8 protein-coding genes are annotated in these 15,518 nt (G+C 46.4%); all 8 read left to right on the forward strand.

All coding sequences use genetic code 11. From position 1 onward, the window contains the following. The first annotated feature begins 174 nt into the window (after positions 1 to 174). The 8 genes from HYN59_RS05675 (at position 175) to HYN59_RS05710 (ending at position 15,477) form a co-directional block, all read left to right on the forward strand. A complete protein-coding gene (locus tag HYN59_RS05675; RefSeq protein ID WP_146185865.1) occupies positions 175 to 648 on the forward strand; it encodes a hypothetical protein in 474 nt (157 codons plus the stop codon). A gap of 68 nt (positions 649 to 716) precedes the next feature. Next, on the forward strand, positions 717 to 1,799 hold the full coding sequence (bioB, locus tag HYN59_RS05680) for a biotin synthase BioB (protein WP_181369514.1): 1,083 nt from the start codon (positions 717 to 719) through the stop codon (positions 1,797 to 1,799). A gap of 495 nt (positions 1,800 to 2,294) precedes the next feature. Continuing rightward, positions 2,295 to 3,920 (forward strand): tetratricopeptide repeat protein, encoded by a 1,626-nt coding sequence (locus HYN59_RS05685; protein WP_146185866.1) that lies wholly within the window; start codon positions 2,295 to 2,297, stop codon positions 3,918 to 3,920. 122 nt (positions 3,921 to 4,042) lie between these two features. After that, the gene (locus HYN59_RS05690; RefSeq protein ID WP_108777348.1) at positions 4,043 to 6,286 is read left to right on the forward strand and encodes a T9SS type A sorting domain-containing protein; all 2,244 of its coding nucleotides are present in this window, start codon (positions 4,043 to 4,045) and stop codon (positions 6,284 to 6,286) included. A 368-nt stretch (positions 6,287 to 6,654) separates the two neighbouring features. Beyond that, positions 6,655 to 11,334 (forward strand): choice-of-anchor L domain-containing protein, encoded by a 4,680-nt coding sequence (locus HYN59_RS05695; protein ID WP_108777349.1) that lies wholly within the window; start codon positions 6,655 to 6,657, stop codon positions 11,332 to 11,334. 305 nt (positions 11,335 to 11,639) lie between these two features. Then, positions 11,640 to 12,581, forward strand: coding sequence for a PorP/SprF family type IX secretion system membrane protein (locus HYN59_RS05700; protein ID WP_108777350.1), 942 nt, complete (start codon positions 11,640 to 11,642; stop codon positions 12,579 to 12,581). Positions 12,582 to 12,592: 11 nt separating this feature from the next. Then, the gene (locus tag HYN59_RS05705; RefSeq protein WP_108777351.1) at positions 12,593 to 14,449 is read left to right on the forward strand and encodes an OmpA family protein; all 1,857 of its coding nucleotides are present in this window, start codon (positions 12,593 to 12,595) and stop codon (positions 14,447 to 14,449) included. 155 nt (positions 14,450 to 14,604) lie between these two features. Next, positions 14,605 to 15,477 (forward strand): cupin-like domain-containing protein, encoded by an 873-nt coding sequence (locus HYN59_RS05710; protein ID WP_108777352.1) that lies wholly within the window; start codon positions 14,605 to 14,607, stop codon positions 15,475 to 15,477. Positions 15,478 to 15,518: the final 41 nt, after the last annotated feature.

Raw genomic sequence — 15,518 nt, forward strand, 5'->3', positions numbered from 1 at the left:
TATAGTATTAAAATTTTATTAATTCACATTTGTATCTGCTATTTTATGGCTAAATTCGGGTATAAATAGCGCTGCGGCAAAATAATCTTCAAAATTGGCTTTAAAACACTTGTTTTTGTAAGTTTTTGAATTGCAGCATGGTAACTGAATTATAAACACAAAAGATAAAGGGTTATGAAAATCTCAAGAGTTCTGATCAACGGTTTGATCATATTTGCATGCATCGCGGCGTTCTTCCTTCTGATGGAGGCAGCCGGGCTGAAAGACCAGGTATATCTAAGGCTGGTAAACTTCATTTTTGTTATTTATGGTATAAACCGCACTATAAGCGCTAACTATAAAGACCACATCGACGGCTATTTTGCCAACCTGATTTCAGGTATACTAACAGCAATGGTGAGCCTTGTTGTGGGGATATTCGCCTTCATGGCCTATGTGGAATACAGGGGCGGGGCCGCGTACCTGCATACCTTTGCAAAAAGCTACATTTTTGGTGGCGGTGAGCCATCCATTAACGATTTTTGTATTGCGCTTGGCGTTGAAGGTACGGCAGCATCGGTAATTGTTTCCTTTGCGCTTATGCAATACTGGAAAGATAAAGTAGAGAAAATCAACAAAGTAGACGACGTGAACCACGTTCACAACTAATCTTTGTACAGTATAGTGCTGTAGGTAACGGGAATTTGCTATTTTTGAAGCATTATTAAATATCCGTTATGAACACAAGGCACGACTGGACCAAAGAAGAGATAATAGCTCTATATAATAAACCGATGATGGACCTTCTGTTTGAAGCGGCATCGGTACACAGGGTAAACCACGATCCGAATGTGGTGCAGGTATCTACACTACTGTCTATAAAAACAGGGGGCTGCCCCGAAGACTGCGGCTACTGCCCACAGGCTGCCCGCTACCACACAGGCGTAGAAGGCAACGACCTCATGAGTGTACAGCAGGTAAAGGCACAGGCACTGCGCGCCAAGTCGAGCGGCTCATCGCGCGTTTGCATGGGGGCTGCGTGGCGTAACGTAAAAGACGGGCCGGAGTTTGACCAGGTGCTCGAAATGGTACGTACCATCAACAAGCTTGATATGGAGGTATGCTGCACCCTGGGCATGATCACCGAGAACCAGGCCAAGCGCCTTGCCGAAGCAGGATTGTATGCTTACAACCACAACTTAGATACATCTGAAGAATATTATAAGGAAGTGATTTCCACACGCGGTTTTGAAGACCGCCTGCAAACCATAGAAAACGTTAGGAAAACGAACGTTACCGTATGCAGCGGCGGTATCATAGGGATGGGGGAAAGCATAGAGGACCGTGCAGGAATGCTGGTTGCCTTAGCTTCATTGAACCCACAGCCGGAATCGGTGCCGATCAATGCGCTGGTAGCTGTGGAAGGCACGCCTATGGAAGATGAAAAGCCTGTAGAGATATGGGAAATGATACGCATGGTAGCAACTACCCGTATCGTGATGCCCGAAACGCAGGTAAGGCTATCGGCAGGGCGCACCCAGATGAGCCGTGAAGGCCAGGCGATGTGCTTTTTTGCAGGCGCCAATTCCATTTTCGCGGGAGACAAGCTGCTTACCACGCCAAACCCGGATGTAAATGACGACATGAAAATGTTTGAAACCTTAGGATTGGTGGCGCAAAAGCCATTCACCAAGGTATCACAGCCAAAAACGGTGGAAGCAGAAGACTCGCAATATGCATCGCTTGGCGAAAAGCCGAAATGGAGCAGGCCGGGCCATAAGATTGAACGCAACCTCGAGGCCCAGGGTAAGAAAGTATAATTTTTATAAATAAAAATAATGCGGGTTTTGTCCGCACCAGACCCGACAGGTTTTTAAAAACCTGTCGGGTCTTTTGATATATATCCAAGCCAAAGATCTGGAAAGAGTGTTCGGGAGGGTTCTGATAATTATATATCACTCCTCCGGAGTTCTAACCCACTCATGTCCAATATTTCTATAAACATATCGCCCCGCTGGGGCTGCAACTAATGAGTCCCGGAGGGACGGAATATTTATAGTGAAAATGCTGACGGGATCTGCCTAAGCTCCGGAGGAGCGGTATATAAAAATAAATAACCCGGTAGAAAACTGGTTAATTCCATTTAGAGAGATTCATATGTTTGCAGACACGTATGTTCCTCAAAACCTTTGTGGTCTTTTCGTAGCTAGAAACCTTTTTTATGGGATAAAATAGTTATGCTTATATTTGGCATACCCTAATAAGCGCCGATTGTGATAACGCATAAGAAACATACCCGCAGCAAAGCAGCCTTCATGGCCTTGCTATGCCTGTTTTTTTGCGTACCGGCTATGGCGAATACCATTGCACACTGCGATGAGCTTATAAAAAAAGGCATCGATGCCATGTGGAACAAAGACCACGTGAAATCGCTCGAGTTGCTGACAGAGGCCCGCAACCTTGCCGAAAAGAATCACTGGTACAAGCAGCAGTTTTTGGCGACCAACAATATAGGGGCCAACTATTATACAATACTCGAGTACGGAGAGGCGCTGCATTATTACCTGGAAAGCTATAACATAGCCGTAAAGGAACTTGATCCCAAGCATGAAATGGTGGTACTCAATAATATCGCCATTCTGTATTCCAAGGAAAAGAAGTATGACAAGGCGCGCGAATACTTCAAAAAAGCCTATGATATTGCAAGGGAGAATAAGGATAACTTCAAGATAGGCATGTATGCCATGAACCTTGGTAACCTTGCCAATGAAATGAACAATCCCAAGGAAGCCAGGGCCTATATCCTGGAATCGTTCCCTTACCTTAAAGCCGACCCGCAAATGCACATGCTCGCACAAGTTGGCCTGGCAGACAACGACCTGCTGCAGGGTAACCCGCGCCAGGCAAGGGAAAAAGCGATTAACCTTTACAATACCGCACCCAACCTTAATTTCAACGAAACGGGCAGTTCGCTATTGCTCATTGTCACCAAAAGCTACCTTCGGGAGGGCAATTATCCTAAAGCGATAGAAAGCGGGCAAAAGCTGCTGGACACAAAACCCAACCTTGACAGCAGGAAAACGGCTTTTGATTTATTGGCGCAGGCCTATACAAAAAACGGTAATTATACCGAGGCTCTGAAGTATAAGGATTCGGTAGTATCGGCCATTGAAGAACTGGAGGAAACCAAGAATAAAATACTGCTCAACAGCAACGAGGCAAGATTCCGGATACAGGATTATAAGAACCAGCTGGCCATCAATGAGGAGAAAAGCGCTGCCGAGAGGAACCTGTTCTATTATATAATAGCGGTAATTATCGCTGTGGTGACCATCATTATCCTTGTATTGAGGAGCGTGTCGGTAAAGCTGAGGCAGAAAAAGCTCATTGCCGAACAGAACGAGAGGGTTATTGCGCTGGAACTCGAAAAGGAAAAGAACGACAACCTCCTGCTTGAAAAACAGATCCGTGAAAAAGAAACCCAGGCTTTGCTGGAACAGGAAAAACTGAAGAATGAGATCGAGGCCCGCAACAGGAAGTTGTCGGCAAAGGCATTGTACCTTTCCGGCAGGAACGGGCTTATTGAGGAGGTGATCGCATCGCTTTCGCAAATACCGGCATTGTCAGGCAACAAGTCATTATCCGGCCATATAAAAACCTTAAAGGACCATTTGAAGACCGACCATGAATGGGACAGCTTCATCACACATTTTGAAGAAGTAAACCACGGCTTCCTGAACCGCCTCAAAAATCTGCACCCTTCGCTTACTGCAAATGACATCCGGTTCATCTCTTACATTTACATGAACCTTAGCACAAAGGAAATTTCATCTATGCTTAACATTACGGCCGAAGCCTGCCGCAAAAGGAAGGAAAGGATAGCTGCTAAAATGGAGCTTCCGGAAGATGTTTCCTTATATGATTATTTATCAGCTATTTAAAGATGGGTAATCACGCTATTTAGGTTTTTATGTCACACTATTTCCTGTTTAAATTTTTGTTATGTAATTGTTTTTAGTGAAAATTGTAATGTCAATTTTTACCAACTTAAAAAACAATTTATATGAAAAGAATTACAATTCTCGCCATGCTGCTCATGGCAGGCTTTACCGGCCATGCCCAGTTCAGCTACGAGGCCAAAGATGACTACGGCAGGCTGGAAGGCATAACTTATGACCTGGAAGTACATAATAAACTTTATGCTGTTTCGCTGAATAACCACATCGTTGTTTCTTATGATAACGGCACAACGTGGGACCTGCTGTATGCTTACCCGAATACAGGGGCAAGGCTTACCAACCTGAAGATGCTTCCCGGCAATGAGAACCTCTGCTTTTCGATCGTCAACCTGTACACCGAAGAGGACGGGATCTATATTTTAAATATAGAGGATAATGAAATCGTGAGCTCTTTTGGACTGCCGGTACCGGATCAAAACCCGAGCATTAATAATTTCGCTATTTATGACAGCGAAGCTTCTACCATCCTGATCAACGTGAGTACTGACACCGGTTACAAAGCGTTTTACACCACTACGGGAGGCGAGAATTGGACAGAAGTATACAATTCTGCAGAGAATAATGATGTGGCGATAGGAACTGTTGCCATTAGCCCTGACAATCCGGCAAAATTATTTATGACACGTGGCAATGGCCCTGGCGATGTAGATGGCGGTGTCCTGATTTCGACCGACTCCGGTGAAACCTGGACAGAGAAGCTTCCGGGGGTTGTGCTGAACCCTATTGATTTTGATCCGCAAAACCCGATGGAAATCATGGTAGGTACAGATATGTTTGATTTCGACACACCTGAAAACCTGTACCGCTCTATAGACGGTGGCGAAACATGGAACATTGTGCCTGCAGCATGGACGGATATGGTGCTTAATAATATAATTGTTATTAAATACCATCCTTACCTGGATGATGTGATCTATGTACTTGAGGAGAACGAGATCGCCTTTACCGAGGACGGCGGTACTACATGGCAATTAACAGCATATCCTGAAGAGGAATATTACTACGGCTTATCGTTGACGCTTAATCCTTTTGATAAGGAGGCTATCCTTACTACAAACATGTACCCGATGAGGACTACAAACGGTGGCGCTACCATCACGCAGGTGAAAGCACCATTTTGTACGGTGAACAGCGTATCGGCAGTAAAGTTTGGCACTACAGAGCATTTATATTATGGTGCACAGGGAGGCCGCCTTCATAAAGACTATTCAACGAATGTTACCGATGCATACGATATAGAATCACCGGCAACATTCAGCCCATCGGCCAATACCATTATTGCCGACCCGTTGAATGAAGGCAGGATATTCATGGCCGAAGGCGGAGGCTTTTTGGGAGGCAACCTTTATGTAAGCACAGATCATGGCGCAACCCGTTCTATGCTGATGGGCGTGTCTGGCTTTAAAGGCCTTGCCGTAGACCCTGCAAATGATAACATTGTTTATGTAGTACTGGACGAGTGGGGCATGGGTTCTCTAAGCAAGCTTGACCTTACCGATCTTGGGGCAGTAGTGAGCACACCGGTAATGACTCCGGGAGACGGCCCGATAGGTGGAATACTTGCCTACCCGAACCTGCTTATCCTTGCTAAGAATGGAACAGTATACAAATCTGTTGACGATGGCGCTAACTGGACAGAGCTTTATACAGTTGATGGTGGTGGCATTATTGCTGATCTTTCGGCTAACCCGCTTAACGCGAATGGATTTGGTATCGCAACAAGCAATGGCGTTTATGCTACGGCTGACGGCGGCGCTAACTGGACAACAGCCCTTGAAGGTGTTGATGCACGAAAAGTAGAATTTTCTGACCTTGATAATGGTGTAATGGCAGTGGGTGTGTATAATGGAGAGAACACTACCGATGCTTACATCACGTATTTTAACGGCGCTAACTGGATGACCGTTACACCGGCAGAGATGAACTACCTGCAATCATATGCCATGGATTTCAATTTTGTTGGAGATAATATCAATGCCTATGTAGGTACGATAGATATGGGTGTCATCCGTTACAGCTTCCCGATCGAGGTATTAGGGACTAACGATCCTTCGCTTGCAGCCAATAAAGTAATCCTGGCACCAAACCCGGCATCAGATTATGTAACCGTACACACCTCGCAGTTATCAGAGGTGAAAAATGTAGCGGTTTATACCATCACCGGTCAAAAAGTGCTTGAATCGGCGCAACCAGCCTTTAGTGTTTCGCATCTGAGCAAGGGAGTATATGTGGTAAAAGCAGAAACAGCTTCAGGCGCAGTTACTTCGGCTAAACTGGTAAAAGAATAAGTAGTGTTTTAGGAATGGGAAGCTGGAATTTCCCGCATTTTTTGGTTTGCAGCCCGGCAACGGGCTGCAAACTATCATTTTACAGATCTGACAGGTTTTGAAATTTAGTTTAATGCAATTAGATGTTTACTAAGTAGATTAAATTACGTGCCGCTCCTCCGGAGCTCCAAAACGCTGCGTTAACTTTTACTATAAATATTCCGTCCCTCCGGGACTCATGAGTGGCAGCCCCGGCGGGGCGATATGTTTATAGGAATATTGAATAGGAGTGAACCAGAGCTCCGGAGGAGCGGCATATAAATTATTCAAACGGTTAGACTTATATTTCAAACCTGTCCAGGTTTAATTACAATAGATCAAAAAAAATCATGAAAAGAATTATTACGACATTATGCCTTATGTTATTACTTTCTGTGTCTTGCTATGCACAGGAATTTAGCGAAGGGTTTGAAGATCCCTGGACGGCAGGAACAGGACCCAACACAGGGCCTCCGGGCGGTTGGGGAATATATGAAAATGGAATTGGTACCTCGGTACACTGGGTACAAAGTGCGGCAGGAAGCGCATTGCAGCCTCCCCATGCCGGCAACCATGCGGCCTACCTGAACAAGGAAAGCGTGCCTTCGGGAATTGCAGAAGACTGGCTGGCAACGCCACAGTTTACCATGCCGGAAAATGCGCAGGTGCGTTTTTTTTCGAGGCTTACCACACCCCAGGTAGAGGCTAACATATACGAAGTACGCATATCTACATCGCCCATACAGGGCAGCCTTGACCAGTATGTGCTATTGCAAGCCTGGACGGAGACAGAAATAAACCCGGTATATAATGTTTACACAGAAAAAGTGGTGGACATTCCGGCCGAATATTTTGGGCAATCCGTTTACATAGCCCTTGTAATGAAGAATAACAACGGCGACCGCTGGCTGGTAGACGATTTTAAGGTCATTAAAAGATGCATGCCGCCGGTGGATATAACAATACCCGCTGGGAGCATAACCCTTGATTCGGCACAGGTTAACTGGACCAACAATAGCGGCGCAACAACATGGGAAGTAGAAGTTGTTGAGGCAGGCCAGCCGTTTACGGGCACAGGACAAACTTTTACTACCCCGCCACCGGTGACAGTAGATGGGCTGGATGATTCCACAGTATACAAAGTACAGGTACGTGCTGTATGCGGCACCGACATGGTGAGCGACTGGAGTGAAGCGATAAATTTTACTACAGTATTTACCCCTCCGGCCAATGACGAATGTACTGCAGCAACCCCATTGACAGTAAACCCTACCGATGCCTGTACAGCAACATCGCCGGGAATCCTAAATGCAGCGACCGCATCGCCGCAAGGCAATACCTGTATCGGTACAGCAGATGATGATGTGTGGTTTGAATTTACAGCCACCAACGTAAAGCATATTATAACCATTAACAATATTGTTGGGAACGACACCGATTTGGTGCATGCAGTGTACTCGGGAGATTGTAATGCCTTATCACTCCTTTATTGCAGCGACCCCAACAACAGCACAGCCATAAGCCTTACTCCCGGGCAGTTATATAAAATAAGGGTGTATTCTAAATCGGGTACTCCAACAACGACATTTGATATTTGTGTGGCATCACCGCCGCTGCCGCCAGTAAATGACTCTTGTGCTAATGCGGTAACGGTGCCGGTAAATACGGATGATTCCTGTACCCTGACTACACCGGGCACTATTGCATTGGCAACAGCCTCACCGGAGCCGAACACCTGTGCAGGCAATGACGATGACGATGTTTGGTTTGAATTTACAGCAACAAATACATCGCACACCATATCGCTGCTCAATATAACGGGCGGCACACCGGATCTTTTCCATGTGGTGTACCAGGGCGATATATGCGGTTCCCTGACACAATTGTATTGTAGCAATCCCGAAAGTAGTGTGGCCAATGGTCTTATTATCGGGCAGAAATACAAGGTAAGGGTTTATTCGTTTACCGGAACCGGAGGGCAGACATCTTCGTTCAATATTTGTATAGGGGTGCCGCCGCCACCGCCTGCCAATGACGAGTGTGCAAATGCAACTGTGCTTACCGTGAACCCAACGTTGCAATGTACCGCGTTTGCTTCGGCAACGGTATCTTCGGCAACACCTTCGCCTGAGGCAAATACCTGTGACGGCAGCGATGACGACGATGTATGGTTTGAGTTTACGGCCACAAACACAGTCCACACCATTTCTTTATATAATGTAACAGGTAGCACCAACAACCTGTACCACGTGCTTTATGAAGGCAACAACTGCGGCGCACTGACACAATTGTATTGCAGCGACCCGAATACCAGTACCGCAATGAACCTTACCGTAGGGCAAACCTACAAGATAAGGGTGTATACTTTTTCGGCAACTACCGGACAAAACACGGCTTTCGATATTTGTGTAAGCACGCTTCCGCCGCCACCGCCAAATGACGAATGTACTGCCGCCACGGTTGTGCCGGTAAACCCAACCGATGCCTGCAACCAGAAAGTTCCGGGCACCATAATTTCGGCAACCGCATCGCCGCAGCCAAATGCCTGTACCGGCAGTGCGGATGATGATGTTTGGTTCGAGTTTACCGCTACCAATGCATCGCACCTCATAAGCCTGTCCAATGTAACGGGCACCGCTCCCGATCTTTTCCATGTGGTATATTCCGGTTCCGATTGCGGTGCGCTGACACAATTGTATTGCAGCGATAACAACAGCAGCGTTGCTAACGGCCTTACCATAGGGCAGGTGTATAAAGTAAGGGTATATACCGTTACCGCTGCACCGGGGCAGACGACTGCTTTTGAGATATGTGTGGCCACACCGCCACCGCCACCGGTTAATGACGATTGTGCCAATGCTATTGTGATCCCTGTAAATGCCGGAACGGAATGTGTCCAGTCAGTAACAGGTACGATCTATTCGGCCACGGCATCTGCCCAGGCGAACATCTGCAACGGTACTTCCGATGACGATATATGGTTCACGTTTACCGCCACGGCAACTAACCACGATATTGCGATTACCAATATTACCGGCAGCACGACCGTTTTGGTGCACGCCCTGTATAAGGGAGACGATTGTGGCGCGCTTACTCCTGTATATTGCAGCACGACCAACAGCAGCAATGCAGCCTACCTGGTTCCGGGTCAGAAATATACCCTTCGCATTTTCAGCTATACTGCTAATCCGGGTCAGACATCGGCGTTCACGGTTTGTGTTACCACGCCGGAACAGCCTATATTTACGGATGAAACGACTTATACTGTTCCCCAGTTGGTATCTGATGTGGTGGTAAGTACTGCCTGTGCGCAGGTATCTAACCTGACATGGAAAACAGGCGTAACAGAAGGTTTTGAATCAGATAACGGTATTGCCTACTTTAAGGATAATGGCTCAGGCTTCCCGATAAAAGAGGGGGTTGTGCTGAGTACAGGAAAGGCTTTCCGTTCGCGCGGGCCGAACACCACAGAGCTAAGTGACGGCAATGAGGCATGGAGCGGCGATACCGACCTCTTTAACTACATACAGGGGCTGGGCATAGACCCTGACCTTGAAGATTACAACAATGCCACGGTGTTGGAATTCGACTTTGTACCGCTTACAGGCCACATCAGCTTCCCGTTCATTTTTGCTTCGGAAGAGTATGGCGAATACCAGTGCGCTTTCTCGGATGCGTTTGCTTTTTTCCTCACTAATACCGAAACAGGCACTACTACCAACCTTGCGGTGCTGCCGGGCAGCAACACGCCAATATCTGTAATTACGATAAGGGATGGTGCCAATGGCAACTGCGAGCCGGTTAACCCCGAATATTATGGACAGAACAATCAGGGCGGCAACGCTATGGGCGCCGATATCAATTACAATGGTCAGACTGTGCTGCTCACGGCGCAGTCGGATGTGGTGGTGAATACGGTATACCATATCAAACTGGTAATTGCCGACAGGAACGATGAGCTGCTGGATTCGGCGGTATTCATAGGGCCGTTCGACATTGGGTATATCGACCTGGGCGATGACCTTTTGGTAGAAACAGGCACTGCCCTTTGCGAAGGCGAAACCTTTACCATCGACAGTGAATTGGATCCGGCACTCTATAATATTACATGGCTGCGTAACGATGTGGCCATTCCTGGGGCAACAACTCCTGCGATTACTGTTGACCAACCGGGTAAATATACTATTCAGGCGCAGTACATCAGCTCGACTTGTGTGGCGGTGAAATCGAAGGTTATCGAATTCTACGATTCTGTTGCTGCGACTACCGGCAACCCTGAAAATATTGTAATCTGTAACACCACTGGTACGGCAGAGTTCGATTTTAGTGGAAATACTGAAATAATACGCAACGGGATGAATGCCGATGACTACACCATCAGCTACCATTTGACACAGGCCGATGCCAATGATAATGTTTCGCCTATAGGGCCATTGTTTGAAAATACCGTGTCGCCGCAAACCATTTATGTAAGGATAGCCAATGTGGTTAACGGCTGTTGGGCAACCAAGCAGTTTACCATTACAGCCCAGGTTATCGACCCGGATTTCGATATTGCGCAGGGATGTAAGGGCAATAAATACATGGCAGAAGTAGTTGCTGTAGACGGTACGTTTGACCCGGAAACAGCTACCTATGCGTGGACAGGTCCGGACGGATTTACGGCAACCGGAAAAGAAATCGAGGTTCCGGTATCGGGGGAATATGTTGTTGTAGTGACTACTGCCGAGGGATGCCAGGTTACAGCAAGCGTGATGATTGAGCAAAACCCCTGCCTGATACCAAGGGGCATTTCGCCGAACGGGGACCAGTGGAACGAGAACTTTGACCTTACCGGATTGAATGTGAAGAAAATATCAATTTTCAACAGATACGGTATGGAAGTGTTTACTTATGGTACTTACGTAAATGAATGGCACGGCCAGGATGCCGGTGGCAAAGAACTTCCTACAGGTACATACTTTTACATGATAGAGGATACCACCGGTGAAAGCAAAACCGGCTGGGTGTATATTAACCGGCAGGATTAAGAATATAAGCAGGCTTTTTTCGTCCGTTTAAGCGAAAAAAGCCTGTTTTTTCTTAAATTTTCCATTTTAACATTTTACTTGTCATAAAAAGTCTACGAAATTGAAAAAATTTCGTTGCTTTGGAAAAATTTAACCACCTGATAATAAACTGGCCGGATAAATTTCGGGCAGTAATGATGTAGCTTGGCTTACCGGTGAAAATTTCACGCAACCTATTGCGGCCGGGGCAGACTATGAAAGTGGTTTATATATACAATGGCGGCTAAATTGCTTATGATAACCTTTAACCAACAAACACAAAATCTATGAAGAAATTATGCCTTGCAGCATTGTTAGCGCTGTGTGGCCTGCCTGATGCCAATGCCCAGCAGGATCCGCACTACACTCAGTACATGTACAACATGAACGTGATCAACCCGGCCTATGCGGGCTCGAAGGAAAACCTTGCCTTTGGGTTATTGTACCGCAAGCAGTGGGTAGATATCCAGGACTCCCCGAGCACGGGCACCTTTTCGGGCCACAGCCCTGTTGGCAAGAATGTGGGCCTTGGCTTATCGGCCATTGTCGACCAGATTGGCCCGGTGCAGGAAACCAACGTTTATGCCGACTTCTCCTACACCCTTAAATTAGGCGGTGAGCACAGGCTTGCCCTTGGATTAAAGGCCGGTGCTACCATGCACAATGTCGGCCTTTATGACGATATCGGCAACGGCTATGTGCCGGACCCGAATGACCCTGCCTTCCAGGAGAACGTTAACAATACCTACCTGAACATCGGTACAGGTGTTTTCTACTATACCCAGAAATACTACCTTGCCTTCTCGGTGCCGAACATGCTCAAGAGCAAGCACCTTGAAGTGAGGCCAAACGGCCAGGGTACAGCCTACCAGTTCGGATCGGAAGTATCGCATTACTTCCTTACGGGAGGTTATGTATTTGACCTTACCGATAACCTGAAGATGAAGCCAACCTTCATGATCAAGTCGGCCTTTGGGGTAGACCCATCGATTGACGGCTCACTGAACTTTTTGTTCTTCAACAAATTTGAGATAGGCGCAACCTACCGCCTTGACGATTCTTACGGCGGGATGGTGAACTATGCCATTACCCCTAACCTCAGGATCGGCTATGCGTACGACCACATCGTATCAGACCTTAAAGTATCGACCCCTGCCTCGCACGAGATCATGCTGTTGTTTGATGTGAACTTCCCGAAGAAAGTATCCCGTTCCCCACGTTATTTCTAACCTAAAAGACAATGAAAAATTTATATATTACGCTTAGCCTGCTCGTTACTATGGCCGTAGCAGCGCAAAATGCAAGTACCGCAGAGGCTGATAAGCTCTTTAAAAAATTTGAATACCTTGATGCGGCAAAAGAGTACCTGAAGCTGGCAAAAGCCAAAGACCCTTATGTATACAAGCAGCTTGCAGAGAGCTATTATAATGTATATAACAGCAAAGAAGCCATAAAATGGTATGCTAAAGCGGTGGAAACAAAGCAGGATGCCGAGACCTACTACCGTTATGCCCAGATGCTGAAGGCAGAAGGGAAATATGAGGAGTCGAACAAGCAGATGCAGAAATTTGCTTCACTGGCGCCGAAAGACCAGCGCGCCATTGCCTTTAACCAGGATCCGGATTATCTGCCGAAACTTAAAAGCCAGACTAAGCTGTTCGATGAAAAGATACTCGATATCAACGACGATAAATATGCCGATTTTGGCGCTGTACTGGTAGATAATACCCTTTATTTCACGAGCGCCCGCAACACTGCAAGAAGGACCTATGGCAGGAACGAAGAGCCGTACCTTGATATGTATACTGCTACTTATAATTCCGATGGGACGATTAGCACGCCAACGCCTATAACGGAGATCAACAGTAAATTCCACGATGGGCCGGCAGCAGTAACGGCTGATGGCAACACCATGTATTTCTCAAGCGAAAGTTTTAAGGAAGGTAACTATGAAAAGGACACACCGGGACAAAGGACAGGGTTGATCTACCTTTTCGTGGCTACCAAAGTAAACGGCAAATGGAGCAATATAAAGCCGGTGCCTTTTAATGGTAAGACATGGTCTACCGGTAATCCTTCGATAAGCAAGGATGGCAAGACCCTTTATTTTGCATCGAACAGGAAAGGCTCTATAGGCGCCACCGACATCTGGAAAGTTGAGGTAAAAGGCAACAACACCTATAGCGAGCCGGTAAACCTCGGTAAAAAGATAAACACGGAAGGCGTGGAAAATTTCCCTTTTATTACGGACGACAACAAGCTGTATTTTGCATCGGACGGAAGGAAAGGCCTCGGGGCTATGGATATTTATGTGGCCGACCTGACCAATGACAGCGAAGCGCTCAACATAGGCCTTCCTATAAATTCGCCGCAGGATGATTTTGCGTTCACATTTAATACAGCTGTCAACAAAGGTTTCTTTTCGAGCAACAGGAAAGGGGATGATAATATGTACCTCGCCATACCGATATGTGGTGTAGATGCGGTTGTAATGGTAAAAGACTCCAAAACAGGCAAACCGTTGTCTTCGGCCAGTGTAGCGATACTGGATGAAAAGAACAACGTGATAGAGACCCGTAAAACCAACACCGATGGATGGGTGACCTACAGTGTGGACTGTAATACGACTTATTCTCTCGTAGTCTCGGCTGATGGTTATAAGAACAGCACGGCCCCTGTGGCAAAAAATGCAGGCGGCAAGGTAGAAGTGCCGGTAGGCCTTGACCCAATTGAAAGCATCATTGTTGATGGTAAGGTTAAGCTGAACGATATTTACTTTGAGTTCGACAAAAGCAATATTACCAAAGAAGGCGCTGCCGAACTGGACAAGCTTGTAGAGGTGATGAGGACCAAGCCCGAGCTGATTATCATGGCCCAAGCTCATACCGATAACCGCGGCAGCGACCAGTACAACCTTGATCTCTCTGACCGGAGGGCAAGGGCAGTGGTACAGTATGTGATTTCTAAAGGCATTTCAGAAAACAGGATATCGGGCAAAGGCTATGGCGAAACCCAGCCAAGGGTTGCCTGTACAGAATGTACCGACGAGCAGCATGCCCAGAACAGGAGGAATGAATTTATCATTGTAAATAAATAAATTCCTCTGAATAAATGAAAGAAGCACTTGCTACGGCAGGTGCTTTTTGTATTATACCTGATGCCGGTAACTAAGTATTGTGAAAAAATTGGCGGAGCATAACTTTACAATTTCGCAACGCTTTATTAATTTTGCCATGCTAATAAACCGATAGTATGGCATTGAACCTAACCGAGATTGAACGCGTAAAAACCATCACCCGGGAAGACTTTTACAATAACTATGTAAAAAAGCAAAAACCGGTGGTCATTGAAAAACTAACGGAAGACTGGCCGGCTTACAACAAATGGAAGCTGAATTATATTAAAGAGATCGCAGGTGATAAGATAGTGCCGTTGTATGACGACAGGCCTGTGACCCATAAAGACGGCTTTAACGAGGCACATGCCAAAATGAAAATGGCCGACTACATTGACCTTCTGCAATCCAAACCTACAAACTACCGCATTTTTTTATACAACCTCATGAAAGAGGTGCCATCGCTGAAAGGCGACTTTAAATGGCCGGAGATCGGGTTAAAGCTCGTAAAGCAGCTGCCAATGCTCTTCTTTGGCGGGGAGAACTCGAAAGTGTTCATTCATTACGATATCGACTATTCCAACATACTGCATTTTCATTTTCATGGAAAAAAGCGGTGTATCCTTTTTGCGCCCGACCAGACGCCTTATCTTTATAAAGTGCCGCATGCCCTGATCTCGAGGGAGGATATTGACTTTGATAATCCCGATATGCAAAAATGGCCGGCGCTGCAATATGCACAAGGCCTGGTGGCCGACCTTCAGCATGGCGAAATGCTGTACATGCCCGAAGGATACTGGCACTACATGAAATACATAACACCGGGCTTCTCTATGAGCCTGAGGGCTTTCCCGAGAAAAGCGGGCAACCTGGCAAAAGCGGTGTACAACATTGTAATCATGCGTTATTTTGACAATATGATGCGCAAATTGAAAGGTCAGGCGTGGATAGATTATAAAAATGAGCAGGCCCTGATAAGGACCCATAAAAATTTAAACTTACCGTTATAGATCCCAGTCCGGAAAAGACTGGGATTCTTTTTTATATTTAC

This window comes from Flavobacterium album (genome assembly GCF_003096035.1).
GTDB lineage: Bacteria > Bacteroidota > Bacteroidia > Flavobacteriales > Flavobacteriaceae > Flavobacterium > Flavobacterium album.